Annotated in this window: 17 protein-coding genes; 12 read left to right on the top strand and 5 right to left on the bottom strand. The window is 76.4% G+C overall.

Features of this window, described 5'->3' with window-relative positions; genetic code table 11:
• The first annotated feature begins 102 nt into the window (after positions 1 to 102).
• Positions 103 to 753 carry a Type 1 glutamine amidotransferase-like domain-containing protein gene (locus ABZW10_RS16685; protein ID WP_355365402.1) on the top strand — a complete coding sequence of 217 codons (651 nt, stop codon included), beginning with the start codon at positions 103 to 105 and terminating at the stop codon, positions 751 to 753.
• 329 nt (positions 754 to 1082) lie between these two features.
• Complete coding sequence (locus ABZW10_RS16680) at positions 1083 to 3629, top strand: bacterial transcriptional activator domain-containing protein (RefSeq protein ID WP_355365399.1); 2547 nt, start codon at positions 1083 to 1085, stop codon at positions 3627 to 3629.
• Positions 3630 to 3715: 86 nt separating this feature from the next.
• Here the strand turns inward: ABZW10_RS16680 and ABZW10_RS16675 are convergent, their stop codons facing one another.
• Positions 3716 to 4660 (bottom strand): EamA family transporter, encoded by a 945-nt coding sequence (locus tag ABZW10_RS16675; protein WP_355365396.1) that lies wholly within the window; start codon positions 4658 to 4660, stop codon positions 3716 to 3718.
• Positions 4661 to 4934: 274 nt separating this feature from the next.
• Here ABZW10_RS16675 and ABZW10_RS16670 point away from each other — a divergent pair, with 274 nt between their 5' ends.
• Positions 4935 to 5411, top strand: coding sequence for a hypothetical protein (locus ABZW10_RS16670; RefSeq protein WP_355365393.1), 477 nt, complete (start codon positions 4935 to 4937; stop codon positions 5409 to 5411).
• On the opposite strand, the gene ABZW10_RS16665 is transcribed toward ABZW10_RS16670, so the two are convergent.
• On the bottom strand, positions 5400 to 8480 hold the full coding sequence (locus ABZW10_RS16665; protein ID WP_355365390.1) for a BTAD domain-containing putative transcriptional regulator: 3081 nt from the start codon (positions 8478 to 8480) through the stop codon (positions 5400 to 5402). The two genes, ABZW10_RS16670 and ABZW10_RS16665, sit on opposite strands and share 12 nt — an antisense overlap.
• Positions 8481 to 9211: 731 nt before the next feature.
• On the opposite strand from ABZW10_RS16665, the gene ABZW10_RS16660 reads away from it, so the two are divergent.
• A complete protein-coding gene (locus ABZW10_RS16660; protein ID WP_355365387.1) occupies positions 9212 to 9799 on the top strand; it encodes a hypothetical protein in 588 nt (195 codons plus the stop codon).
• Between the two features lie 7 nt (positions 9800 to 9806).
• Here ABZW10_RS16660 and ABZW10_RS16655 read toward each other — a convergent pair whose 3' ends face one another.
• The 3 genes from ABZW10_RS16655 to eccCa form a co-directional block, all read right to left on the bottom strand.
• On the bottom strand, positions 9807 to 10358 hold the full coding sequence (locus ABZW10_RS16655) for a GNAT family protein (RefSeq protein WP_355365384.1): 552 nt from the start codon (positions 10356 to 10358) through the stop codon (positions 9807 to 9809).
• Positions 10359 to 10396: 38 nt separating this feature from the next.
• Complete coding sequence (locus tag ABZW10_RS16650; RefSeq protein WP_355365381.1) at positions 10397 to 13462, bottom strand: hypothetical protein; 3066 nt, start codon at positions 13460 to 13462, stop codon at positions 10397 to 10399.
• A gap of 75 nt (positions 13463 to 13537) precedes the next feature.
• Positions 13538 to 17575, bottom strand: a complete 4038-nt coding sequence (gene eccCa, locus ABZW10_RS16645) for a type VII secretion protein EccCa (RefSeq protein ID WP_355365649.1) — start codon at positions 17573 to 17575, stop codon at positions 13538 to 13540.
• 245 nt (positions 17576 to 17820) lie between these two features.
• Here eccCa and eccD point away from each other — a divergent pair, with 245 nt between their 5' ends.
• From eccD to ABZW10_RS16605, 8 genes are all read left to right on the top strand, one after another.
• Positions 17821 to 19194, top strand: coding sequence for a type VII secretion integral membrane protein EccD (gene eccD / locus ABZW10_RS16640; RefSeq protein ID WP_355365378.1), 1374 nt, complete (start codon positions 17821 to 17823; stop codon positions 19192 to 19194).
• Positions 19195 to 19286: 92 nt separating this feature from the next.
• Positions 19287 to 20753, top strand: a complete 1467-nt coding sequence (eccB, locus tag ABZW10_RS16635) for a type VII secretion protein EccB (protein ID WP_355365375.1) — start codon at positions 19287 to 19289, stop codon at positions 20751 to 20753.
• Between the two features lie 130 nt (positions 20754 to 20883).
• Positions 20884 to 21243 (top strand): hypothetical protein, encoded by a 360-nt coding sequence (locus tag ABZW10_RS16630; protein ID WP_355365372.1) that lies wholly within the window; start codon positions 20884 to 20886, stop codon positions 21241 to 21243.
• Between the two features lie 45 nt (positions 21244 to 21288).
• Entirely contained in the window at positions 21289 to 21597 is a 309-nt protein-coding gene (locus ABZW10_RS16625; RefSeq protein WP_355365369.1) for a hypothetical protein, read from the top strand.
• Positions 21598 to 21602: 5 nt separating this feature from the next.
• Positions 21603 to 22001 carry a hypothetical protein gene (locus ABZW10_RS16620; protein ID WP_355365366.1) on the top strand — a complete coding sequence of 133 codons (399 nt, stop codon included), beginning with the start codon at positions 21603 to 21605 and terminating at the stop codon, positions 21999 to 22001.
• A gap of 97 nt (positions 22002 to 22098) precedes the next feature.
• A complete protein-coding gene (locus ABZW10_RS16615) occupies positions 22099 to 24273 on the top strand; it encodes a hypothetical protein (RefSeq protein WP_355365363.1) in 2175 nt (724 codons plus the stop codon).
• Between the two features lie 81 nt (positions 24274 to 24354).
• Complete coding sequence (locus tag ABZW10_RS16610; protein ID WP_355365360.1) at positions 24355 to 24795, top strand: YbaB/EbfC family nucleoid-associated protein; 441 nt, start codon at positions 24355 to 24357, stop codon at positions 24793 to 24795.
• Positions 24788 to 25102, top strand: a complete 315-nt coding sequence (locus tag ABZW10_RS16605) for a hypothetical protein (RefSeq protein WP_355365357.1) — start codon at positions 24788 to 24790, stop codon at positions 25100 to 25102. Before ABZW10_RS16610 ends, ABZW10_RS16605 begins: the two co-directional genes overlap by 8 nt.
• The last annotated feature ends 50 nt before the right edge of the window (positions 25103 to 25152 follow it).

The raw sequence follows: 25152 nt of genomic DNA, 5'->3' as shown, positions 1-25152 counted from the left end.
TCTGCGGTCTGCGGTCGGCGTGCCGGTGGTCGGCGTGCCGGCGGTCGGCGTGCCGGTGAAAACCGGTGGCCGGGCGCGGCCGGCCGTCGCTACCCTCCGCGCATGCGCCTGTACCTCTCCTCGTTCCGCCTGGGGGACCACCCGGACCGGCTGCTCGCGCTGCTCGGCGGACCGGGCCCGGCCCCGGTCGCGGTGATCGCCAACGCCATGGACGCCGAGCCGCGGGAGGCCAGACTCGCCGGTGTGCGGCGCGAGTTCGACGCCCTCGGCGGGCTCGGGCTGCGCCCCGTCGAACTCGACCTGCGGGAGTTCTTCGACCGCCCGCCGGAGGAGGTCGGGCAGACGCTCGCCCGCTTCCCGGCGGTCTGGCTCCGGGGCGGCAACGTGTTCATGCTGCGCTACGCCCTCGCCCGCTCCGGTGCGGACACGGCGCTGCTCGACCTGCTGCGCCGCGACGCACTCGTGTACGCCGGCTACAGCGCCGCCCCGTGCGTGCTCGCCCCGAGTCTGCGCGGCTTCGATCACTGCGACGACCCGCGCGTGGTCCCCGACACCTACGGGGAGCCCGCGGTCCGGGAGGGCCTCGGTGTGCTCGACCACGCGGTCGTGCCTCACGTCGACTCGCCCGACCACCCCGGGACGGCGGCCCTGGGCCGGGTCGCCGCGGGCTACCGGGCCGACGGCACCCCGCACCTCGTGCTGCGCGACGGGCAGGTGCTGGTGATCGATGGTCAGGACGTCCGGGTGTACTGAGCGGTGGCCGGACCGGGCCGGGCCGGGCCGGGCCGGACCGGACCGGGAAGGAGCGGTCGCCGGGGAGCCCGGCTGAGCACCACCGAACCGGCGGCGCGCGGGCCACGGCTTCTTCCGTGCCACGGGGCTGAGCCCGGAGACCTCCTGAACGGTCGCCCCCGCGGGAGGGGCCGTCGGCCGAGTGAGGGCTGGTGCGACGGTTCGTCATGGTCCGTGAAAGGACGCTTGGTTCGGGACAACCGGCGCTCACCAGGAAAGGTGTGGACCAATCCAGACATTCCCTATGCTCTCACCCTGATCGACTGATCGGAACGCGGTGGGGAGCGGCAGTGCGCATCAATCTGCTCGGACGGTTCGAGCTGCAGGACGACCACGGCAGGGCCCTGCCGCAGCCCGGCCCCAAGCGGCGCGCGCTGCTCGCCGCACTCGCCCTGGACCTCGGCCGGACCGTCCCCGCCGAGCGGCTGGCCGGCCTGCTCTGGGGCGGCGCCCCGCCGGCCACCGCCCGCTCCGCCCTCCAGGGCCACGTCACCGGCGTGCGCCGACTGCTCGTGGCCGCCGCCGACGGCGCACCCCCGGCCGGCTCCATACCCGAGGACCCGGACGGGCTCCACCTGGTCACCCGCGACGTCGGCTACGCGCTGCTCGGCCACCCCGACGCCGTCGACGTCCACCGCTTCGAGCGGCTGTGCGCCGCCGCCCAGGGCGAACCGGCCGCCGACGCCGGGGGCCTGCTGCGCACCGCCCTCGCGCTCTGGCGCGGACCCGCGCTCGACGGGTGCGGCTCCGCGCGGCTCGCCGCCGAGGCCGGGCCGCGGCTGACCGCCGCCCGGTGGCGGGCCGTCGAGCGCCTCGCGGTCGAAGCGCTCGCGAGGCGGGGCGAGGGGAACGGGCTGATGCCTGACGCGGTGGGCGAGTTGAGGACGCTGGTCGCCGCCGAGCCGTGGCGCGGGAGCGCCGTCACCCTCCTGGCCCGCTGCCTCGAACGGGCGTTGGCGAGCGGCGAACTGTTGCCCGGCACAGTCGAGTTCACCGCGTGCGCCGGTGAACTCGCCCGCCTCGACGCGGCCGCCGCCACCGCCGACGGCCGCCCGCTGCTGCTCACCGGCCCCGCCGGCGTCGGCAAGACCGGCCTCGCCCGCGCCTGGGCGGACCGCCGCGCCGACCGCTTCCCCGACGGCCGCCACACCGTCGACCTCCGCGGCGAGGACGGGGCCGCCGCCGTCACCCCCGCCGCGGCCCTGGCCGTGCTGTTGCGCGGCCTCGGCGCGGACGAGGGCGTCCCGGACGGCACCGCCGAACGCGCCGCCCTGCTCGGCAGGTTGACCTCCGGTCGCCGTCTGCTGCTCCTGCTCGACGACGCCGGCTCCGCCGAGCAGGTCGAACCGCTGCTGCCCGGCCACCCCGAGGTACTGGTCCTGGTCACCGGCCGTGCCGAGCGGCTCACCGCCGACCTGGTCGCCCGGCAGGGCGCCGTCCCGCTGCCGCTCGGCGCGCCGGCCCCCACCGAGGCGGTCCGCCTGCTCGCGGCGGTGGCCGGCTCCGGCCGGGGCGTCGGGGGCCGGGGCGTCGACCGGGAGCCGGAGGCCGCCGCGCGACTGGTCGCGCTCTGCGATCAACTGCCGCTCGCGGTAGGGCTGATGGGTGCCCGGCTGGCGAACGGCGGTGGGAGCGTCGCCGCGCTGGCGGAGGAGTTGGCCCGGGCGCGCACCGCGGGGTCCGACGGGGTGGCGGCAGCCGTGGAGGTCGGGTGGCGGGCCCTTCCGGAGGAGGCCGGGCGGGTCCTCGCGCTGACCGGACTGGTGCCGGGGGCGGTCCTCGACGCACACGATGTCGCCGCGCTCGGCGGGGTCCCGGTGCCCCGGGCGTGCGAACTGCTCGCGGCCCTCGTTTCCGCGCGACTCGTCGAGCGGACCGGGCCCGGACGGTTCGACCGTCCGGGCCCGGTGCGCCGGTACGCGGCCGAACGCGCCGCCGGTCTCCCGGCCGGTGAACGGGCCGCCGCGTTGGGCCGGTTGCTCGGCCGGTGGGCGGAGACCGCCGAGGCCGCCGCCGGCGCGACGGCCTGGTTCCGCCGTGCGCGGCCCTCCCTGGCCGCCCTGGCCGGCGCCGGCGCCGCGCACGCCCTCGACGCGGAGGTGTGGCGGCTCGCCCACGCCTGCGGGCCCCTGCACTACCTCGACGGCGCCCACCTGGAGGAGTGGGAGCAACTGGCCCGGGACGGCCTGGCCGCGGCCGAACGCCTCGGGGACCGGGCCGCCCGGCTCCGGCTGCGGACCGACCTGGGCCTCGCCCTGGTCTCCCGGAAGCGCTTCACCGAGGCCGCCGCCGTCGCCGCCCGGGCCGTCGCCGAGGCGGAGGGCGTCGACGACACCGCCGTCCGCGACCAGTGCCTCACCGCACTCGCCGGCACCCTCGCCGCGTCCGGCCGGGGCTACGCGGCCATCGCCGTGCTGGAACGCGTCGTCGCCTCCTGCGAGGCCCGTGGCGACGCCGCGTCGACCGCCCGCGCGCTGGACCGTCTCGCCCACTGCCTGCACCGGGTGGGCGAGGCCGAGCGCGGCCTCGCCCACACCGACCGCGCCCTCGCCCTCGTCCACGACCGCCCCGACGACCCGCTGCAGGGAACCCTCCGCTTCAGCCGGGCCGAGGCCCTGCGCGTCCTCGGCCGGACGGAGGAGGCGCTCACGGCGTCCCGCGCGGCACTCGCCGCCGCCGAGCAGCACGGTGACACCCGGCTCACCCTGCTCACCCTCGACTTCAACGGCGCCCTCCTCGCCGAACTCGGCCGCCCCGAGGACGCCGCCCACTGCCGGCGCCGCGCCCTCGCCCTGCACACCGCCGAGGGCCGCCCCGACCCGGCCCTGGAGGAATGAGGGGAGCGTCGCCGCGCAGGCCGGGGAGTGTGGTCGGTTCGGTGGCCCCGGTCCGGCGGTCGACCGGGGCCGGTTCGGTGAGGGTGTCAGCGGCGGCGGCCGGGGGTGGTGAGGAGGGCGAGGGCGAGGGTGAGGACGGCGAGGCCGGACCAGGAGGCGGCGGGGAGGCGTTCGCCGAGGGCGGCGACGCCCAGGACGGCGGCGACCGCGGGTTCGGCCAGGGTGAGGGCGGTGGCGGTCTGGGCGGAGGTGTGGCGCAGGCCGCGGCCGAACAGGCGGTAGGCGAGGAAGGTGGTGACCACGCCCAGGTGCAGCACCACGAGGGCTCCGCGCGGTGCGGTCAGCCAGTCGGCGGCGTCGCCGATCAGCGGCACCGGCAGGACCAGGACGGCCGCCGCGCCGAACATCGACCCCATCACCCCGGCGGACGGGTGGCCGTGGGCGATGAGCCGGCCGCCGACCAGTGAGTAGACCGCGTAGGAGAGCCCGGCGAGGGCGGCCAGCAGCACGCCGGGGAGGTCCATCGCGGTGCCGGCGCCGCCGAGTTGCGGGCCGAGCACCAGCAGGGTGCAGCCGAGGACGGCGGTTGACGTGGCGCAGGCCCAGCGGGCGGTGGGCCGGGAGCCGCCGGTGATCCAGGCCAGCAGGCCGGTGAAGACCGGTGCGCTGCCGAGGGCGATCACCGTGGCCACCGCCACCCCCGTGCGGGCCACGGCGGGGTAGAAGGTGACCGGGTACCCGGCCACCGCGAGCGCGCCGAGCAGCAGCAGCCGCCGTTCGCGGGGCGTGCACGTCCTGGGCAGGGAACGGGCGGTGCGGTCGGAGAGCAGGAGCAGCAGCCCGCCGAGGGCCAGTCCGGCGCAGCCGATGCCGGCCGCCGGGGCGGCGGCGGGGGCGAGCGAGCCGGCCGTGCCGGTGGTGCCCCAGAGCACGGCGGCGGCGAGGACGGGCAGCGGACCGGCGAGGGCGCCGGGGCGCCGGGCCGTCGGGGGCAGGGGTGCGGAGACGGGCGTGGAGGTACGGGTCGGCACAGTCGTGGACTTCCGTTGTCGAATTCCTGGATCCGGATTCGGAACGGGCGCACGGCACGGACCCCCGGCGCCCTTGCGGGCCGGCCGGGGCCGTGGGATCGGTCTTGCCGGTGTGTGCGCCCGGTCAGGCGGACAGCGGTGGCAGCACGACGTGCCAGTACGAGGTCATGCGGCGATGCTACCGCCCGCCTCCGTCGGCCCGGCCGGGGCCCGGTCCCGCGGCCGGCGGTGAACGCCGGGCGGGGCGGCAGCCGTACTCGTCAGCGTGACGGTGATGACCACGGGACGTGGTGCTGGCAGGCTGGCCGCCATGGCGGAAGCGGTGGGTGAGACGGGGGTCCGGGAACTGGTCGCGGGGTGGCTCGCGGCCGAGCGGCCCGGCGAGGACGGGTGGGCCGACGGTGACCGGGGCGGCGGCGGGTGGGCGGTGCCCCCGGCCGACGGTGCGGTGGTCGTCGCGGCGGCCCGGCGGCTGGCCGTGGACGGACTGGGACGGCGCGGGCCCCGGACGCCGGTGCCGGACGGGCTGCGGATCATCGCCGAGGCGCTGGTGGTCGACGAGCATCCCTCGGCGGCGCGGTGGACGTCGCTGGAGCGGGCGCAGGCGGTGGAGTGGGTGGCGCTGCTGCTGCACCGCGTCGGGGAGGACGGCGTGACGGCGTTGACGGCGGAGCTGGTGCGGCAATCCGAGTCGGGGGACTCCGGGGTGGGGGACCCGGAACCCGAACCCGGGCGGTCCTCAGCCCGCTAACGTCGCCAGCCGTTCGTCCAGCTCGCGGACGACGGCGGTGTCGCCGAGCCGCCCGTACAGGCCGCGTGCCGAGCGCAGGGTGCCGACGGCCTCCGGGGCGCGGCCGGCCGCCAGCAGGAAGTCGGCGAAGTGGCGTTCGGCCACCGCGTGCAGATGGACGGCGCCGGCGAGCCGGCAGCGTTCCAGCGTCTGCCGCCAGGCCGTCTCCGCCTCCGCGGACCGGCCGAGCAGTTGGAGGGCGTGCGCCTCGTTGATCATCGCGGAGAGGTGGAAGACGGCCATCGGGTGCTCGGCGAGTAGCGCGCGGGCCTCCCGGGCGCGCCGCAGCGCCCGCTCCGGCTCGCCCGCGAGGCCGTAGAGGCCGGCGGTGTTGCTGAGCGCGTAGGGGGCGTGCTCGGCATGGCCGTGTGCCTCCGCGAGGGCGATGGCCTGCTCGCCCAGCCGGACCGCCTCGGCCGGCCGCCCGCCGGCCGCCGTGGTCACGGCGAGCACGGTGAGGGCCTGCACCCGGACGGTGTCCTCGCTCCCGGAGGTGCGCTCGACGGCGCGGCGGGCCAGCCGGTGGGCCTCCGCCGTCCGGCCCCGGCCGCTCAGGGCGCGGGCCGTCACGGCCTCCATCGCGGCGACGGCCGCCGGGTCGCCGGTGCGGCCGGCCGCGTCGAGCCCGGTCCGCAGGCAGGCCAGCCGGTCGGCGGGGCGGCCGACGCTGTAGTAGAGCCCGTCGGCACGGTAGGCGAGCTGCCAGGCGCGATCGGCGTCGCCGTCCTCGGCGGCGGCGGCGACCAGGCCGCGGACGGTGGGCTCCTCGGCCTGGAACCAGTCCAGGGTCGAGCGCACGGAGGAGAATCGCGGCCGCCCGGCGCGCCCGCTCCGGGGCGTGGGGACGGACCCGGTGCCGGGGACGGCTCCGACGCCCGGGGCGGGCTGGAGCAGGGCGGCGCCGTGGACCACCGTCGTGAGGTAGTGGTCGGCCAGGGCCGCGGTGGCGGCGGTCCGCTCCGTCGCGGGCCGTGCGTCGAGGAGTTCGGTGCCGTACAGCCGGATCAGGTCGCAACGGCGGTAGCGGCCGGGGGAGATCTCGGTGAGCAGGTGGTGCGCGGCGAGGGCGGCGAGCGCGCCGCCCGCCTCGGCGGGGCCGGCGCCGAGCAGCGCGGCGGCTGCCGGGACGTCCGTCTCGGTGCCCGGGTGGACGGCGAGCAGGGCGAGCAGCTGGGTGGCGGCGTCCGGCATGTGGCGGACCGTCAGATCGAGGGCGGACCGCAGACTGGTGCTTCCCCGGGTGTCCAGGGCGTTCAGCCTGGTCCGCTCGTCGGCGAGTTCGGGCACCAGATCGGCGATCGCCCAGCCGGGACGGGTCGCCAGCCGGGCGGCGGCGATCCGCAGGGTGAGCGGCAGCCGTCCGCAGAGCTCCGCCAGCCGGTCGGCGGCCTCGGGCTCGGAGTCCACCCGGGCGCGGCCGAGCAGGTGCTCCAGCAGGCGGCGGGCGTCCTCGGCGGGCAGCGGGCCGAGTCGCAGCGGGGCGGCGCCCTCGGTGGCCACCAGGTCCTCCAGGCTGCTGCGGCTGGTGATCATGGCGGCGCCGTGCGGGCCGGAGGGCAGCAGGTCGGTGAGGTTCCGGGCGTCGCGGACATTGTCCAGCACCACCAGCAGGCGGCGCTCGCGGGTGAGTGACCGGTAGAGCGCGGCGCGGGCCGCCCGCTCGGCCGGCAGCTCGGCCTCCGGCACCCCGAGGGCGCGCAGGAACCGGCCGAGCACGGCGGCCGGTTCGACCGGCCGGCCGGGGCCGAAGCCGTTGAGGTCGGCGAACAGCCGCCCGTCCGGGAAGGCGGCGGACGCGTCGTGCGCCCACCGCACGGCGGTGGCGGTCTTCCCGGTGCCGGGCGGGCCGACCAGGACGGCGAGGCCTCCGGGGGATCCGCCGCTGCTGTCCGCACGCAACTGCTCGCCCAGCCAGCGGAGTTCGGCGGAACGGCCGACAAATCCGGCGGTCGGGCGCGGGAGTTGGTCGGGGCCGGGGACCGGAGCGGTCGACGGCGTGCGCCCCGGCCGGACCGCGAACACGGCGGCGGGTCGCGGGAGTTGCCGGGACTCGGCGGAGGCGCCGCGCGCGGTGGCTGGCTGCGGGGCGGGCTTGCAGCTCGGGAACAGCGTCGACGCGGCGCGCTGCGGTCGAACGGCGGCGGGCGCGGCGGGCGCTGCGGGTGCTGCGGCCGTGGCGGGCGCTGCGGGCGCGGTGCCGACTGCGCCGCCCCCGGTGCTCCCGCCGGGCCGGGGGAGCCCGATGATGCGGGTGGGGGCCGTGGCGGTGGCGCCGGTCGGGCGTCGCGCGGGCTCGTCGGCGAGGAGCCCGGACACCGCCGACCGCAGGGCGACGCCCGGGCCGACGCCCAGGTCCGCGGCGAGCCGGCGGCGGGTCCGGTGGTAGGCGTTCAGCGCGTCCCAGGGGCGCCCGGCCTGGTTCAGACAGAGCACCAGCAGGGCGGCGAGCGCCTCGTTCCAGGGGTCGGACTCCAGCGCCCGGTCGAGGTCGGACACCGCGTCCGCGCCGAGGCCGAGCCGCAGCAGCCGGTCGGCCCAGGACTGCAGCGCGAGCGCCCGGTCCTTGCGGAGGCGGTCGGCGAGCGCGTCCCGGAGGTCGCTCTCGGGCAGGTCGGCCAGGGCGTCGGGCCCGTGCCACAGGTCGAGCGCCCGGCGCAGCAGACCGGCCGCCGCCCGGTCGCCCTCCGGGGCGCTCTCCGCCGCGGCACGGGCCGTCAGCCGCTCGAACAGCGACGCGTCGACGGCGTCCGCCGGGCCGTCCAGCCGGTATCCCGGTGGACGGGTGGACAGGACGAGTTCGGAGCCGGCGATCAGCTTCCGCAGCGCCGCGATGTGGCCCTGCAGCGCCGCGCGGGCCCGGGCCGGAGGCTCGTCCCCCCAGAGCAGTTCGAAGAACCGCCCGACCGGAACGGTGCGGCCGAGTTCGAGCGCCAGCAGGGCCAGCGCGGCGCGCCGCTTGGCGGCGGCGGGCTCGACGGACCGGCCGTCGGCGGTCCGGAGTTCCACCGGGCCCAGCAGTCGGACGAACACGGATTCTCCCTGGTGAGCGTGGGTGGATGTGGGCCTCCACCCGATGCGGGGCGCAGTCTAACCACGCTGGACGTACGGTTTGTGACGGTTGGTGTGCGGTGCGGGGAAGGCGGGGAACCGCCGCTCCGCGCGGGCGACGGGCCCGGTCCGCCGCCACGGTGGTGGTGGGCGGGCGCGGCTCCGTCGTCTGCCATGGACAGACCAGGGGCGCCGTCCGGTTGCGGTGCGGGCGGCAGTGCCGCCGCCGGGCAGGGGTTTTCCGGGTGCGGACCAGAACGGTTCCCGGGCCGGGTGCCGACGGGCCGCGCGGCCGGGCGCGGTGACCGGGACACGTGGTGCGGCCGGGCCCGGCCGTGGCGCGTGGTGCGCCGGGGGGCTCGCCGGGCCGGGCGGGCCGCTGCGCGACGGGTCGGCGGGTGCGCCCGGCGGTGCGGGAGGTGTGCGCGATCGGGAGCGCGGTGCTGCCCGGACAGACATGCGCGCGGAACCACCGGCGCGCGGCGTCGGAGCCCGGGTGCCGTGCGCGCAGGCCGTGTGCGCCCCCGGCGGGAACCGCCCGCCACCGATGGTCAACGGCTACGCCGCCGGGGACGGTTCACCGGCCGCCGTGCTCCGGCGGACACGGCGGGCACCGGGGTGGGAACCCGTGAACCCGGCCGTCCGGACGCCCCGTGGAGCAGGACGCGGGGCCGTGTCGGTTCCGCGTGCTTCGACCGCCGGGAAGGGCGATCATGCTGCGAATGAACGGGCCGCTGCAGATCACGGTCCTCGACAAGGACGCCTACTACGAGCAGCGCGCGGTGGTCCGGACCCCGTACGGCACCTTCGTGCTGGAGGGGCGGATCGGAGCCTCGCTGGACGTGCGGGCGGACGAATGGGAGCTGGAGCTGCAGCACTGCGTCCCCGGCGTCGGCTGGCGGCCCAATGTCCGGGTGCTGCCGTTCCCGTGGCAGACCTCGTCGGGCGGCGTGCGCAGCCGGATCGTGCGCAGCAAGGACTGCGACTGGCCGAACGGCGACCCCACCGAGCGCAACTTCGTCCTGCGCCTGTCCGCGACGGTGGCCGAGCGCCCGGTCCGGGCGCCGTCCCCCGTGGAGGGCGTGGGCCCGGCCACGCGCGGAGGGATGCGGACCAGTTCGGGGACGGTGGGCGGTGCGATCCCCGCCGTGCAGGGGACCGTGCCGGGGCCGGACGCACAGCCCCGGACGGCCCGCCTGGCGATGGGCCGGGTGCTGCCGGCGGAGTCGGCGGTGCCGGCGGTGCCCGTCGCCCCGGTGGCCCCGCCCGCGACGGCGGCCTCCGAGGCGTGGGGCCGTTAGGGCGTGCTCAGAGCTCCCAGGACCGGGGCCGCTCCAGCGCCTCCCACTCCGGGCGGAGCAGGGAGAGCATCGCGACATCGTGCCGTCGCCCCCGGTGGAGGCAGGCGTCGCGGCGGACGCCTTCGCGGGTGAAGCCGGCGTGGGCGAGGACGGCGAGTGCCGGGGCGTTGCCGGTGTGGGGGAGCGCTTCGAGGCGGTGCAGCGGGAGTTCGCCGAACGCGAGGTCGGCCAGGGCGTCCAGGGCAGCGCGACCGTAGCCGCGGCCGCGGTGGTCCGGGTCGACGAGGAGGCGGACGGTGGCGGTGCCGTCGGACATGTTCTGCTCGGTCAGGGCCGCCGCGCCGACCGGAGTGCGGTCCGGGAGCAGGACGAGGAAGCCGTCGTGGTCGGCGTCGTCGACGTCGCGTTCGATCTGCTCGCGCACCGCCGAGAGCGGACGCGGCCAGTGGCCCAGCTCGTGCGCGGCCACCGGTTCGGACCGCCACGCGTGCAGCAGCTCGGCGTCGTCCACGTCGAGCGGGGCGAGGGTGACGGTCGGGGCGGCGTTCTTGCTGGTCATGGGCGGATGGTAGATCATCGTCGGCCCGGGGCGGGGCCTCAGGGGTGACCGGGGGCCTCCCCGGGCCCGGGCGGGTCGAGGGCGACACCCGGGGTGAGGTGGAAGCGGTCGGGGGAGTCGGCCCGGGGGCGTTCGGCCGGGGGCATGGCGGCACGGCGCTCCAGCCAGGCGCGCAGCCGGGTGAGGGCGTTGCGGTTGCGCTCGGAGGGGTCGCCGCCCGATTCGCGCAGCAGGACGCAGGCCGGGCGGTCGCCGTCGGACGGGACCACGCCGACGACGGTGAACGCCGTGCCCGGCGGGAAGACCGCCTGTGCCGGGCCGTCGGCGGAGTCGAAGACGGAGGTGCGCCGACCGGTGGCCGACCAGACGAGGAACTCCACCGAGGAGCCGGGGAGTTCGGCGCCCGGTGCGGTCAGGCCGGAGAGCGGGGCGGGCTCGCGGAAGTGCCGGCCGGTCGGGTAGTGGGCGAGGACGGCGTCCGGATCCGGACCGGCGGCGGCACCGAGCAGCACGGCGCCGTGGTGGCTCGGCAGGCGGCGCAGACCGGCACCGAGGCAGCGCAGGAACGGTTGCAGCGCCGGGTCGCCGGAACGCGCGGCGGCCACCAGGGCGCCGCGGGTCGTCGGCACGCCGGTGTCGGTGTGGTGGAGCAGGACGGCGGCCAGGTCGGGCTTGAAGTCGTCCTGGGAGGTGGACCGAAGGCCCGGGAGCCGGGTGGCGAGCTGTTCGAGACGGCCGGTGCAGCGGTGGTAGTGGTCGCCGAGCAGCGTGCGGACGGCGTCGCGCTCGGCGGGGCTGGTCGCGGTCACCGGTGCCGGGGAGTCGTCGAGGCCGAAGTGGCGGGCGGCCGTCGGGCCGGGGCTCGGCGGGCGGGGGGACGGGGCGGAGGCCTCGGCCGGTTCGTTCGTCGGCTCGCTCGCCGGCCCGGGTCCGGGGTCCGGTGCCGTCGGCGCGGCGGTCGGGGGCGGCGCCTCGTGGTCGGGCTCGGCGGGCGGCTCGACCGGCTCGACCGGCGGGACCGAGGGGACCGAGGGGACAGCGGGGACCGGGGGGACCTCGGGAGTGCGGAACGGAAGGGCCGCGCCGCTGGTGGCGGTCCGGGTCGGCGGGCCGGCCGGGTCGCCACCGGCAACGGTGGTGCCTCCGAGGGTGGGCGTCGGGGCGGGCGACTCCTCGGCGGCGAGCGGCGCCCGACGGGACGGCACGGCGGCCCCGGCGGAGCTGCCGGTGGCGGGGGCGGCGGTGGCCCGGACGGGGGTGGGCGGCGGGACCGGCAGCGGGCCCGGCTCGGGTACCGGGGGCACCTGGTGACGTGCCGCCGGTGCGGTCCCGTCCGCCGGAACCTCCGATGCCGCCGGAACCTCCGAGGCGGCCGGAACCGCCGGAACCTCCGGCACCCGCTGAGCGGCCGGGAGTTCGGCCCGCGCCTCGGCCCGGGCGGCCCGTCCGAGTGCGGCCGACCGGGGGGCGGACGGCGCAGCCGTCGCCGGGCGCGGTGCGGCCGTCGGGCGCCCGATGCCGTACGACACCGGGGCCACGGCGGGCGGGCCGTTCAACGGCTGTTCGGCGCCGAGCCATTCCAGCTCGTGCATCCGGGCGACGAACCGGCCGACCCGTTCGGCGGTGGGTTCCAGCAGCCCGTGGACCAGCAGGCCGAACCCCTCGGCCCCGGCGGCCGGGAGCCGGTCCAGGAGGGTTCCGAGCTCCTCGAAGGCGTCGGCCGGCACCGGGCGGTCGCGCTCCCCGACGATCAGCAGCGGGCGGGCCGCCTCGGGGCGCCGGAAGCGCGGGGTGAGCACGTGCGGCGGTTCGGGGCGCAGCCAGAGCCCGGCGGGGACGGCCTCCAGGGCCCAGTACGGGAAGGCCCGGAACACCGCGGGCCCGTCGGTGCGCCAGTCGGCGCCGCCGTTGCGCCAGGCGGCGGGGGTGGCGGGGGCGCCGGGCGAGGTGGCCAGGCGCAGCAGGAACGGCTCCCAGCCGGCCCGGCCGTCGCGGTCCAGGACCCGCGAGGTGGGGCCGCCGGGGCCGAGGACGGGCAGCCCGATCGCGGCCTGCACCGGCCGGGCCGTGCGGGCGGCCAGTGCGCCGGTGAGCGCGGCGAGTTGGTCGGGGGCCGCCCACGGGGCGCTGACCAGCGGACGGTCGGTGCCGAGCGGCAGGGAGAGCACGGCCTCGGCGAAGTCCTCGGGCAGCAGGACCGGCCGGGCCGGGGTGCCGATGATCACCACGGCGTTGCCGGGCGGGGCGGCGGCCAGCCGGAGGTCGGGCAGCGGGGCGGTGGACGGGTCGGCCGGGTCGGTGAGCCAGAAGCCGGCGGGCAGCCGCAGGACGCGTACGGCGTCGGCCCGGCCGCCGACGGCCGGCGCGCCCGCGGAGGGCGATCCGGGTCCGGGCACGGGCGCGGTGACGGGCGCGGTGACGGGCGCGGTGACGGATGCGGCGGCGCCGATCGTGTCGTTGAGCCGGCGGGGCGCCTGGCCCGGTTCGCAGCGCCACCAGGAGGACGCCTCGACCGCGCCCGCCGGGTCGGTGACCTTGAGGTTGCCGCCCGGGGTGATCTCCACCAGGCCGTCCGGGGCGACCACGGGCACCCCGGCGCGTTCGGCGACGACCTCGGCCGGCCGCCGTCCGTTGGGCGCGAGCGCGGCCAGCCCGGAGGCGGCCAGCACCAGATGGGCGGCGCCCCGGGCGCGGGCGATCACACCGAGGTCGGCCATCCGGTCGCGCAGGATCTTCGCCGAGTCGGGCGCGGCGGCGACCACCACCACGGCGTCCGGGACGGGCCGCAGGGCGCCGATCGCCGCCGTCAGGTCGCCCTCGCGGGCGGTGGACGGCGCGATCACGAAGTGCGGGCCGACCGCGCGGAGCACCGACGAGCCCGGTGCCGCCGCCGAGCCCGCCGCCGGTGCGGGCGCCGGGGCCGGGGCCGGCACGGTGGCCGGCAGCGCGGCGCGGACCGGCTCGGTGACGGGCGCGGGCACCGCGGCGGGCGCGGTCGCGGCGGGCAGGGCGCGCTGCGGCCCGCGCCGGAAGCCGAAGCGGCGGCGGGGCTCGGCCGGGGGTGCGGGTTCGTCGGAGCGCGCACCGGTGCGGGAGAGGCTCATCGTCCTGGACTACGGCCCCCGCCGCGTCCCCGGTTCACCGGTGTCCGGCCGGAGGCGCCCACCGCCGACGCCCGCCTACGCCCGTGCCGCCCGCTCGGGCTCGGATCCCGGTCCGGCCTCCGGCTCGGGCTCCGGCATCAGCCCTGTCTGCACCTGCACCGTCCGGCGCCGGGTGATGTGCAGCGCGCGGCCGGGCGGCAGCACCCGCGGCTTGACGCTGCCGAACAGCGTCCCCTCGCTCGGCGGGCAGGACAGCAGCGTGACCGGGGTGTTGACGTCCTGGAGCCGGCGCAGCAGCTGGTCGCTGTACGCCCGGCCGATCCCGTTGGCCGAGCGGGCGACGATCAGGTGCAGGCCGAGCTCGGTGCCCTGCGCCAGGTGTTCGAGGAGCGGGCCGAACGGGCTGCCGCTCGACTGTCCGGGGACGAGGTCGTAGTCGTCGACGACGACGAACAGCTCCGGCCCCGTCCACCAGTCGCGCAGCCGCATCCGGGCCGGGCTGATCTCCTCACCGGGCAGCCTGGCCTCCATGGCGCGGGCCGCGCCCGTGACGACCTGCCGGAGCACGTCCACCGAGACGGCGTAACCGAGCCGGTACTCCTCCGGGACGCTCTCGTAGAGCCCGCGCCGGAAGTCCACGAGCATGATCCGGGCCTCCGCGGGGGTGTAGGCGGAGGTGATCCCGGCGACCAGCAGGCGCAGCAGGTTGGTCTTGCCGCTCTCGCTGTCGCCGACCACCAGCAGGTGCGGCGACTCCTCGAAGTCGTGCCAGAGCGGCGCGATCGCGGTGTCCTCCAGACCGATGGCGACCCGCAGCCGGCCCTCGGGCGCGGGCAGTGCGGCGGAGTCCAGCAGCAGCGGCAGCATCCGCACCTCCGGCGCGCGCGGGCCGCTCCAGTGCTCGTTGACGGCGTCGACGAGGTCCGCGACGCCGTCGGCGAGGTCCTCGGCGCCGCCCTGTCCGTCGATCCGGGGGAGGGCGCCGAGGAAGTGCAGCCGCTCCTTGGTGAGGCCGCGGCCGGGGCTGTGCGGGACGGTCTCGGCGGCCCGCATGTTGATCATGGAGTCGATGGGGTCGCCGAGCCGCAGCTCGAAGCGGGTGCCGAACTGGTCGCGCACATTGCTGGAGAGCTCGCCCCAGCGGGCCGTGGCGACGACGAGGTGCACGCCGTAGTTGAGGCCGCGGGAGGCGATCGGGGTCAGCGCGGCCACCAGGTCCATGAACTCCTGGCGCAGGGTGCTCCAGCCGTCGATGACCAGGAACACGTCGCCGTGCCGGTCGTCGGCGAGCTCCGGGTCGTCGGCCGCCTTGCGGCGCCGGAAGGCCGTCATGGACTCCACGCCCAGCTGGGCGAAGCGCAGTTCGCGCCGCGCGATGATGCCGTTGACCTCGGCGATCGTCCGGCCGACCCGCTCCGGGTCGTGGCGCCCGGTGACGCCGCCGACGTGCGGCAGCCCGCGCAGCGAGGAGAGCGTGCCGCCGCCGAAGTCCAGGCAGTAGAACTGGACCTCCTGCGGCGTGTGGGTGAGCGCCAGCGCGGTGATCAGGGTGCGTAGCAGGGTGCTCTTGCCGCTCTGCGGGCCGCCCGCGACGGCTACGTGGCCGCCGGCGGCCGACAGGTCGGCGGTCAGCAGCTCGCGCAGCTGCTGGAACGGGCGGTCCACCACGCCCGCCGGGACGGTCAGCGGGCCGGCCGCCGGGCGGCCGTCGGGTGCCAGGCCGTGCCGGGCGGTGGGGGTGAGCGGCGGCAGCAGCTCGTCCAGGGTGGGCGGGACGTCCAGCGGGGGCAGCCAGACCCGGTGGGCGGGCGGGCCGGCGTCGAGCATCCGCGCGGCCGCCAGGTCCAGCAGGTTCGGGGCGTCCTCCTCGGCCGCCTCCCGGGCCTCCTCGGCGGCCAGCACCTCCGGGTCGGGATCGCGCGGCGCGATGTACGTGGTGCCGTAGGCCACGATCTGGCCGGCCACGGCGGCCTGCTGGACGGCGCCGCGCCGGCGCCGGTAGGGCCCGGAGACGTAGGCGGCCTTGAACCGGGTGAGGGTGGCGATGTCGCTGCGCAGGATGCCGTTGCCGGGCTGGGAGGGCAGCTGGTAGGCGTCGGGCACGCCCAGCACGCCCCGGCTCTCCATGGCGGAGAAGGTGCGCAGGCCGACCCGGTAGGACAGGTGGGACTCCAGGGCGTGCATCCGGCCCTCGTCGAGCCGCTGGGAGGCGAGCAGCAGGTGCACGCCCAGCGAGCGGCCGAGCCGGCCGATCATGATGAACAGCTCCATGAAGTCCCGGTGCGCGGAGAGCAGTTCGCTGAACTCGTCGACCACCACGAAGAGCGTCGGCAGCGGGTCGAGCTGGGCGCCGCCGGCCCGCGCGGTCTCGTAGTCCAGCAGCGAGCTGTAGTTGCCGGCCGAGCGGAGCAGCTCCTGGCGGCGGTTCAGCTCGCCGTGCAGGGCGTCGCGCATCCGGTCCACCAGGGCGGCCTCGTCGGCGAGGTTGGTGATCACGGCCGAGGTGTGCGGGAGCTGGTCCAGGCCGAGGAAGGTCGCCCCGCCCTTGAAGTCGACGAGGACGAAGTTCAGCGTCTCCGAGGAGTGGGTGAGCGCGAGCGCGAGCACCAGGGTGCGCAGCAGCTCGGACTTGCCGGAGCCGGTGGCGCCGATCAGCATGCCGTGCGGGCCCATGCCGCCCTGCGCCGACTCCTTGAGGTCGAGCTCCACCGGCTTGCCGTCCGCGCCGACGCCGATCGGCACCCGCAGCCGCCGTCCGCGCGGGCGCTCGGCCCAGCTGCGGGCGACGTCGTGCTGGTGGAGGTCGTTGATGCCCAGCAGCGAGGTGAGGTCGAAGTCGGTGCTGAGCGGCTCGGAGACGTCCACCGCGTCGCCCAGCCGGTACGGGGCGAGCGTGGTGGCGTAGCGGCGGGCGGCCGGCAGGCCCAGCGCGTCCGGGCGGCCGAGCGGGGTGGTCTCGTCGCGCCGGTTGCGGTCGGCGGTGACCAGGTCCAGCCGGTCGCCGGTGATCCGCAGCCGCAGCCGGAACGGCGCGTGCTGCCACTCCACCGCCCCGGAGACGTCCAGCAGCACGGCGTTGCGGTACCCGGCGAGCAGGGCGCGGCTGCCGCCGGGCAGCTTCACCCCGTCCAGGACGATCACGGTGAACGGCTCGTCCCGGCCGGGCTGGGTCTCCGGCTCGAACGGCGGCCGGTCGGTGAACTCCGGGCCCAGCAGCTGTTCCAGCTCCACCAGGGAGTCGGCGACCAGGCGCACCGGGCCGGCGCCGTCCGTCTCGGTGGGGTGCAGGGCGTGCGGCAGCCACTTCAGCCAGGCCCACTCCTCGCGCAGTCCGGGGGAGACGGCGGCCGCGACGCGCAGCTCGTCCGGGGCGTGGAAGAAGGCGAGCTGGGCGATCATCGCCCGGGCCAGCGCGCGGGCCGGTCCGGGGTCGGCCGCCTCGGCCGGCTCCACCGCGGGCGGGGCGGTCTCCGCCGGGTCGGCGTCCGGCGCGGGGTGCTCGCAGCGCAGCAGCACATGGGCGTAGCCGCGCACATGGACGGCGATCGGCTGGTCGGCGATCGAGCCGTAGGCGTGGATGAAGCGGCGCAGCGCGTGCGCGCACAGCGGTTCCAGGTCCTCGACGGGCTGGGTGGCCAGCGGGGCCAGCTTGACCGCCAGCCGCTGGGAGCCGGTCGCGATCCGGACGTCGCCGAAGTCCGGGTGGGCCGCCCGCCGCTCCCAGAGCCGCGAGGTCCGCACCAGCGAGCCGAGCGAGTCCGGCGCGGGGTGGCGCCAGGCGAGCGCCAGCCGCTGGTCCACGATGTGGCGGCGGACCTGGCGGCGCACCTGGGACAGGTAGCGCAGGTAGTCGCGGCGCTCGCCGCGCAGCTGGCGCTTGCGGTCGCTGGCGCTGCGGAACAGCTGGGTCACCAGCATGCCGACGGCGGACAGGCCCATCATGCCCATCGCCACATAGGTGAGCGGCCCGCCGCCGCCCTGCGGATTGAGGAAGATCATCACCATCGAGAGCGAGCTCAGCGCCATCGGCGCCATGGCGATCATGTTGGACATGCCGCTCTGCGCCTCCGGAAGCACCGGCGGCTCCTGCAACTGCAGTTCACCGTCCGGCATCGCCGGTCCGGGGCGCCGGGGCGGACGATCGACCAGGACCACGCTCAACGGGGGCTCTCCTCTCACGGCGCCGGCGCCGACGCCGGTGGCGGCGGGCCCGACGGCCCGGGCCGCACCGCACTCGGGCCTACGGCCCGCGGGGCTCCGGCGGTTCACCGCGCGCCTGCGCCGCGGCGGGTGAACCGTCCGCCCGGCGCGGTCCGTACCTGTGTGACGGGAGCACGGGCAGACGGGAGACGCGACAGGTGAGCACCAGCACGGCGGCGACAGGACTGGTACGGCTGAGGTTCCGCGCCCCCGGCACCGCCTTCGAACTCGTCCTGCCCGGCGACGTGGTCCTCGCCGACCTGCTGCCGGCCGTCCTCGGCTACGCCGGCCCCGACGTCGCGGAGAGCGGCACCGAGCACTCGGGCTGGGTCCTGCAGCGCCTCGGCGGTCCGCCCCTCGACGAGGAGCGGACCCTGGAGGAGATCGGGCTGGCCGACGGCGAGGAGCTGTTCCTGCGCCCCGTTCGGGACACGCTGCCCGAGGTGCACTTCGACGACCTGGTGGACGGCATCCGCACCGGCACCACCGCCCGCGGCGACTCCTGGCGGCCCGGGGTCACCCACCACCTCGCACTGGTCCTCGCCGTGCTCACGCTGGCCGGCGGCCTGCTGCTGCTCGCCCGGCCCGGCCCGGACGGCCCGCGCTGCGCCGCCGCCGCGGTCGTCGCGGTGCTGCTGCTGGCCGGCGGCGCCGTGGCGGCCCGGCTGGTCGGCGACTCCCCGGCCGGGACGGCGCTGGCCGCCGCCGGGGTCTGCCACGCCGCGGCGGCGGCCGCGCTGGTCCCCGGGGTCACCGGCCCGGCCCGGCTGCTCGCGGGCGGCTCGGCGGCGGTCGGCGCCACCGCCGTGGCGCTGGCCCTGGTCGGTTCGGGGCCGTTCTTCGCCGGGCTGCTGACGAGCGCCGTGTTCGCCCTCGCCGCCGGCGCGCTCGCCGCGTACGGGCTGACGGCCACCCATGTCGCCGCGGGGGTCGCCGCCGTGGCCGTACTGTTCGGCGCGTTCGTCCCCGCGCTGTCGTTCAAGCTGGCCGGGCTGCGGCTGCCCGCCCTGCCGCGCAACGCCGACGAGCTCCAGGAGGAGATCGAGCCGTTCCCGGCCGACGACGTGCTCGCCCGCAGCCTGGTCGCGGACAGCTACCTGGTCGGGTTCTTCATCGCGGTCGGCTCGGCCTGCGCGATCGCGCTCACGGTGCTGGCGCTGGCCCAGGACGACGGGTGGGGCACCACGGTGATGGCCGCCGACCTGTCGGTGCTGGTGCTGCTGCACGCCCGCGACATCGGCGGGCTGCGCCAGCGGCTCGCGCTGCTGCTGCCCGGGGCGCTGGGGCTCGGCCTGCTGGCCGTGCGGGCGGGCTGGGACGCCGCGCCGGGCGGGCGGCTCGGGGTGTTCACCGTGCTGGCCGTCGTCGCGGGCGGGCTCTGCGCCGCCGCCTGGACGCTGCCCGGCCGGCGGCTGCTGCCCTACTGGGGCCGGGCCGGTGACCTGCTGCACTCGCTCGCCGCGCTCGCCCTGCTGCCGCTCGCGCTCCAGGTCTTCGGCTTCTACGGGGCGATGCGCGGTCTGGCGGGCTGAACCCGCCCGGCCCCCGCAGGACCGACCCGACCCCAGGCATCCGACCCGAGGCATCCGACCCGAGGTGTCCCGCAGCGAGGAGGACCACCGCGATGCAGTCCCGACGCGACCAGGTGCAGGCCCACCTGTTCGTGATGAGCCGGGTCGCCGCCGGCGTCCTGCGCGCCGAGCCGGACGCCCCCGACACCCCCGTCGGCCGGACCAACCGCGGCGCCGCGATCGGCCTCGCCGTCGCCCTGCTGATCGGTGCCGGAGCCGGCGTCTACGGCCTGGTCAAACCCGGCGGCGCGAGCGGCTGGAAGCAGCCCGGCACCCTGGTGGTGGTCAAGGAGAGCGGTGCCCGCTACGTCTACGCCGGCGGCCTGCTCCACCCCGTGCTGAACGAGGCCAGCGCGCGGCTGCTGGCGGGCGACCAGCTGAAGGTCGACCAGGTCTCGGCCCGCTCGCTGGAGGGCACCGGGCGCGGCACCCCGGTCGGCATCGTCGGCGCCCCCGACGGCCTGCCCGCCGCGAACGCCGTGGGCGGCGCCGACTGGCTGCTCTGCAGCATGCGGACGGTGGCCGCCGGGACCGGGGCCCCGGCGGCCAGGCCCGCCCCGCAGCTCTCGGTCGCGATCGGCACCCGGCAGAGCGGCCGGCCGGCCGGCGAGCAGGGTGTCCTGGTCGCCGGGCCGGACGGCGCCGTCCACCTGCTCTGGCACGGCCGCCGGTTCGCGGTGGACGCGGCGGGCGGCGCGGTGCGGGCGCTCGGCTACGGCTCCGTCACCCCGGTGCCGGTCACCGCCTCCTTCCTGGCCGCCTTCCCCGCCGGACCGGATCTGCGCGCCCCCGACGTGCCGGGGCGGGGCAAGGACGGCCCGGCGCTCTCCGGCCGGCCGACCCGGGTCGGCCAGCTGTTCACCGGCACCGGCGAGGAGCGCTACCTGCTGGCCGAGCAGGGCCTGGTGGCCGTCACCCCGACCCAGTTCGCCCTGCTGCTGGGCGATCCGCGCACCCAGCAGGAGGCCTACGGCAACGGCCCGGTGACGCCCGCGCCGGCCGGCGCCGCCGACCTCGCCGCGCACACCGCGCCGGCCTCCGCCGCGGCGGCCTTCACCCCCGAGGGCCTGCCCAGCCGGCCCCCGGCGCCGCTGGCGCCCCGGGGCGAGCAGGCCCTGTGCGCGGCGCTGCGGCCGGCCGACGCCGGCGGGGAGCTGGACGTGTCCGTCCTGGACGCCGCCCCGGTGCTCGGCCTGCCGCCGGTGCTCCAGCCCGGGGTGCTGCCCAGCTGCACCCCGGCCGACCGGATCGCGGTGCGCCCCGGCGGCGGCGCGCTGGTCCGGGCGCTGTCCGGGGCGGGCTACGGCGGCACGCTGTACCTGGTCACCGACGCGGGCGTGAAGTACCCGCTCGCCTCGCCGGCGGTGGCCGAACGGCTCGGCTACCCGAAGGCCGCGCCGACGGCGGTGCCCGGGCGGGTGCTGTCCCTGCTGCCGACCGGCCCCAGCCTGGACCCGGCACCGCTGGCGGGCGGCGTCGTCCAGCCGGCGGTGACCGGCGAGGGCCACTGCACGCGCTGATCCGGGACGGCGCGGGGCGGGGTGAACCGCCGCACCGGGCCGTCCCGTTCACCCTGGCGGGCCGGCCCGACCGGCCCGCGGCGAATCCCGCCGGCCGGGAGCGGCCGACGGCACCGGAGGAGGTACGCACGTGGCGCAGCAGACGACGGTCAGCCAGCAGGTCCTGCAGGACATCAGGACCCAGGTCGAGCAGAAGTACGCGGCGATGAGGACCACCGCCACCTACATCGAGGACATCAACACCGCCATCCGGGAGAGCTTCGAGGGCGCGGCCAGCACCACCTTCCAGAACAACATCAACGCCTGGCTGGAGCAGTACGCGAAGGTCAGCCGGGACTACGACGCCTTCCACGGGAAGTTCGGCGACACCAGCCAGATCTTCTCCACGACCGGTGACCACACCCTGACGGTCGCGACCAACAGCCTCGGCGGCGAGCCGGGTCCCGCGGCCTACGTCGAGGGCGTCCTGAACCCCGGCTCGGCCCGCTGACCTCCGTACCCACCCACCGACCGCTCGATCAGAAGGGGACCCACCATGGCCGAAGGCCACATGTCGCTGCACTACGCCGGCATCGACTCCGCGATCAACGATCTGGAGACGCACGCCAAGACCATGCACGACCAGATGGAGGACCTCAGGTCCTACCTCGCCAGCAAGATCAACGTCGAGCTGGTGGGTGACTTCTCGGTCGCCGCAGGCACCCTCGCGACGACGCTCCACGACGCCGACGTGGCGATGGGCGGAAAGATCGTCAACGCCCACAACGCGCTCACCGAGATCCGCAACGCCATCAAGGACGCGGACATGCGCGCGAGCACCCACTTCGACCACGTCCAGGGCTGACCGGCGTGGCGGACGAGGGGAACGGGGACAACGACGGCGGGACCGTCACGATCACCGACGGCTTCCTGGCGAAGTTCTCCGGCACGACCATCAAGGCGTTCCTCGACGACGTCAAGACGTCCCTGCCGGTGCGGGAGCTCAGGGCCTACGCCGACGGCACCACGCCGTTCCTGACGGGCAACAACTCCGGCAACTTCACGGCTCCGGGCACGCTGGCCACCACGCTCAAGGCCTATGACGACTCGGTCGCCAAGATGCTCGGGACGGTCGTCGGCCAGTTCGAGACGCTGATCATCGATCTCCAGCTCGCCGACCGCTACCTGAACAACGCGCTGGACGACTCCCTGGACTACGCGCAGTTCATGAAGCTGGCCGGGCGGACGCTGAACCCCGGCACCAAGTAATCCGGCGGGGGATCCCCCGCCACCACCGCGGAGTCGGCCCGGGAACGGGCCGGCCCCGCGCCACGTCCGGTCGGGCTCGGCCGCGAGAGGGGATGCCATGGGGCACATCTGGGAGGACGCGCTGACCTTCCTCGGGTCGACGGCCGACGCGAAGCCGGCCACCCGCGAGTCGGTGCGCGACGACGAGAAGCCGTGGCTCAAGCCGGGCGACCGGAAGCACGAGGCCGTCGACGGCTGGCAGGGCGTCAAGGGTGACGGCAGCCAGCTGTCCCTCGACAGCTGGGTGGCCTGGTACTTCACCTACACCATGAGTACGTCGAAGGTGTACCACGCCAGCTATGTCGTCGGCACCAACATCCACTACCCGAACCTCGACGGCGCGGGGGCCAAGTTCGCGGCGTGGACGGGCAGCAGGGCGCCGCTGGAACGCTTCATCGACGGCACGATCAAGGCCAACGACCGGCTCGACCCGGCCGGCTTCACCAAGGCGGCGGACAACCTCCGGGACTTCACCTACTTCCTCGACGGCTGGATCACCAAGATCGGGACGGACTGGGTGAAGGGCATCGGGGAGGAGGGCGGCGACTGGCAGGGCAGCGCGGCGAACGCCCTGCGCGCCCTGCTGCTGGCGTTCCGCAACGAGATCGACGCCGACAACCGGATCATCCGGATGGCGGACGTCGGCTCCTACCTGACGCCGTGCAAGACCGCGGTCGAAACACAGATCGCGGCGCTGTGGACGGGCTTCCAGAACTGGTGGGCGTCGCCCCTGGCCTGGCCCACGAACGCGGTGACCCAGGCGATCCTGGACGGGCTCAAGGGCGGGACGGTGACGGTCGACCTGAAGGACCCCAAGTCCCCGGCGTGGCAGCACTGGGACGAGAAGACCAAGGGCACGGGCGACGACATGGGCAGTATCGGAAGCGTCGACAGCCTGACGTTCACCCTGAAGGGCGCGGCGTTCGGCGACCCCGCGACGGTCGAATTCTGGACCCAGGTGGACAAGCGGGCCCGGGAGGTGTGGGTCGCCAACGTCGTGACCCACCTCGACAAGGCGGCCGACGACGCGCTGAGCGCGATCGGCGTGGCCTACGGCTCCGCCTCGGGCGCCGCCGCGCCGCTGAAGCCGTTCCCGCTCATCATGCCCGACCCCAAGCAGCCGGCGAAGGACGATCCGACGAAGGACCCCACGAAGGACGGGGCTCCCGACATCAAGGACATCGGCGGCGGTCCGGACACCAAGGACGGGGGCCCCGACGTCAAGGACCTCGGCGGCGGCCCCGACATCAAGGACATCAAGGGTGTCGGCGGCGGCAGCGGCGGCAGCGGAGGCAACAGCGGCAACAGCGGTACCACTCCGCCGAACCTCAACCTCGGCAACAGCGGCACCACTCCGCCCAACCTCAACCTCGGCAACAGCGGCACCACTCCGCCCAACCTCAACCTCGGCACCAACGGCACCACCCCGCCCAACCTCAACCTCGGCACCAACGGGACCGGCAGCAACGGTCCCAACCTCATCGGCAATCCCTTCCCCGACCTCAACACCGGTCCGCTGCCCGACAGCCTCCTGCCGGGCAGCACCGGCTCGAACCGGCCCGTGGTCGTGCCCCCCAACTCCGTGATCACCAAGGACGGGCGGATCGTCGACGAGAGCGGCAACCCCGTCCTGGACGCCAACGGCAACCCGATGGTCGCCGGCCCGGGTTACACCATCGGCCCGGACGGCATCCTGCGCGACGGCCAGGGCAACACCGTCTCGCAGTACCGGCAGCTGCTGGCCGACCGCTACTCCGCGGGCGGCGACGACAGCGGCGGCGGTGACAACCTGCTGACGCCCAACAGCTTCGGCAGCGGCGGCTTCTCCTACAACACGATGGGCCTCGGCACCGGCGGCCCGGGCGGCGGAAGCTCGCTCGGCCTCGGCGGCGGCCCGATGCTCGCCGGGATGGGCGGCGGCCTCAGCAACCGGGCGCTGGCCGCGGGCGGCGACCCGTCCGCGACCAAGGCCGCGGTCGACCAGGCCAACGCCGAGCGCGTCGCCGCGGAGCGGGCCGCCCGCGCCGCGGCCCAGGAGCAGGCCGCCCTGACCGGCCGGGGGACCGCCACCACGTCCGGCGGGATGCCGATGATGCCGGGCGGCGGCATGGGCGGCGCCGGCGCGGGCGGCGCCGGCAACGACAAGGACCGCCGCCGCACGACCTGGCTGGCCGAGGACGAAGAGGTCTGGGGCACCGACTCCGGTGCCGTGCACGGCGTCATCGGACGCTGACCGCAGCCGGGTGCCGCCCCGTCCGGCGGACCGGGCCGAACGGGGGCGGCACCCACCACGAGGAGAGACGAGGAACAGCGCATGAGCAATCCGTTCGCGGACCAGATCGCCCAGGCGATGGCGGACATGCAGACCGAGCTGGCCAGGGCCGAGGCCATGCAGCAGGAGATGAACGAGCTCACCGGCTCGGTCACCTCCAAGGACCGGATGGTCACCGTCAAGGTCGGCTCGCAGGGACAGGTCGTCTCGATGACCTTCCACACCAACGACTACCGCGACATGGCCCCCGCCGAGCTCGCCAAGGTGCTCACCGACGTCCTCAACGAGGCCCGGGCCGACGTCGGCCAGCAGGTCGCCGAGCGCATCTCGCGCTTCGACGGGATCGGCGAGACGCTGCGGCTCTCGATGACCGGCGGCACCGAACTCGACGAGATCCTCGAACCGCTCTGGGCGATGCGTCCGGGCCACGACGCCGAGGAGCGCAGGAAGAAGACGGACCGCCAGGAGGAGTTCCGTGGCTAGCCAGAACACCACCGAGAAGACGGCGATGCTCAGGAAGAGCTTCGCCGAGTTCTTCGAGCTCAAGGGCTTCGTCGCCCAGCTCACCACCGAGGCCGAGCACATCAACGAGATCAACCTGAGCGTCGGCGGCAACGACGACATCGGCATGCAGTACCACGCCCAGGTCGACGACGGCACCAAGAACCTCTACGAGCTGCTCCTGAGGATCGGTTCCACCGTGGGCTCGGTCGGCGAGAACGGGGAGCTCCTCGCCGTCACCCTCGACCGGGCCGGCGACCACGCGAACGACCTCGCCAACGGCTTCTGATCCACCCGTAGCCGACGGCCCGACCCTACGCACAACCGGAAACGGCAGGC

It is taken from the genome of Kitasatospora sp. NPDC004723 (assembly GCF_040609255.1).
Taxonomy (GTDB): domain Bacteria; phylum Actinomycetota; class Actinomycetes; order Streptomycetales; family Streptomycetaceae; genus Kitasatospora.
The sequence above is the reverse complement of the archived record's forward strand: the minus strand, read 5'-3'. Positions and strand labels throughout refer to the sequence as shown.

Coding starts and splice junctions, on each gene's coding strand:
- ABZW10_RS16685 (WP_355365402.1), top strand. CDS start 103: ATGCGCCTGTACCTCTCCTCGTTCCGCCTGGGGGACCACCCGGACCGG.
- ABZW10_RS16670 (WP_355365393.1), top strand. CDS start 4,935: ATGACCACGGGACGTGGTGCTGGCAGGCTGGCCGCCATGGCGGAAGCG.
- ABZW10_RS16660 (WP_355365387.1), top strand. CDS start 9,212: ATGCTGCGAATGAACGGGCCGCTGCAGATCACGGTCCTCGACAAGGAC.
- ABZW10_RS16655 (WP_355365384.1), bottom strand. CDS start 10,358: ATGACCAGCAAGAACGCCGCCCCGACCGTCACCCTCGCCCCGCTCGAC.
- ABZW10_RS16650 (WP_355365381.1), bottom strand. CDS start 13,462: ATGAGCCTCTCCCGCACCGGTGCGCGCTCCGACGAACCCGCACCCCCG.
- eccCa (WP_355365649.1), bottom strand. CDS start 17,575: ATGCCGGACGGTGAACTGCAGTTGCAGGAGCCGCCGGTGCTTCCGGAG.
- eccB (WP_355365375.1), top strand. CDS start 19,287: ATGCAGTCCCGACGCGACCAGGTGCAGGCCCACCTGTTCGTGATGAGC.
- ABZW10_RS16625 (WP_355365369.1), top strand. CDS start 21,289: ATGGCCGAAGGCCACATGTCGCTGCACTACGCCGGCATCGACTCCGCG.
- ABZW10_RS16615 (WP_355365363.1), top strand. CDS start 22,099: ATGGGGCACATCTGGGAGGACGCGCTGACCTTCCTCGGGTCGACGGCC.
- ABZW10_RS16610 (WP_355365360.1), top strand. CDS start 24,355: ATGAGCAATCCGTTCGCGGACCAGATCGCCCAGGCGATGGCGGACATG.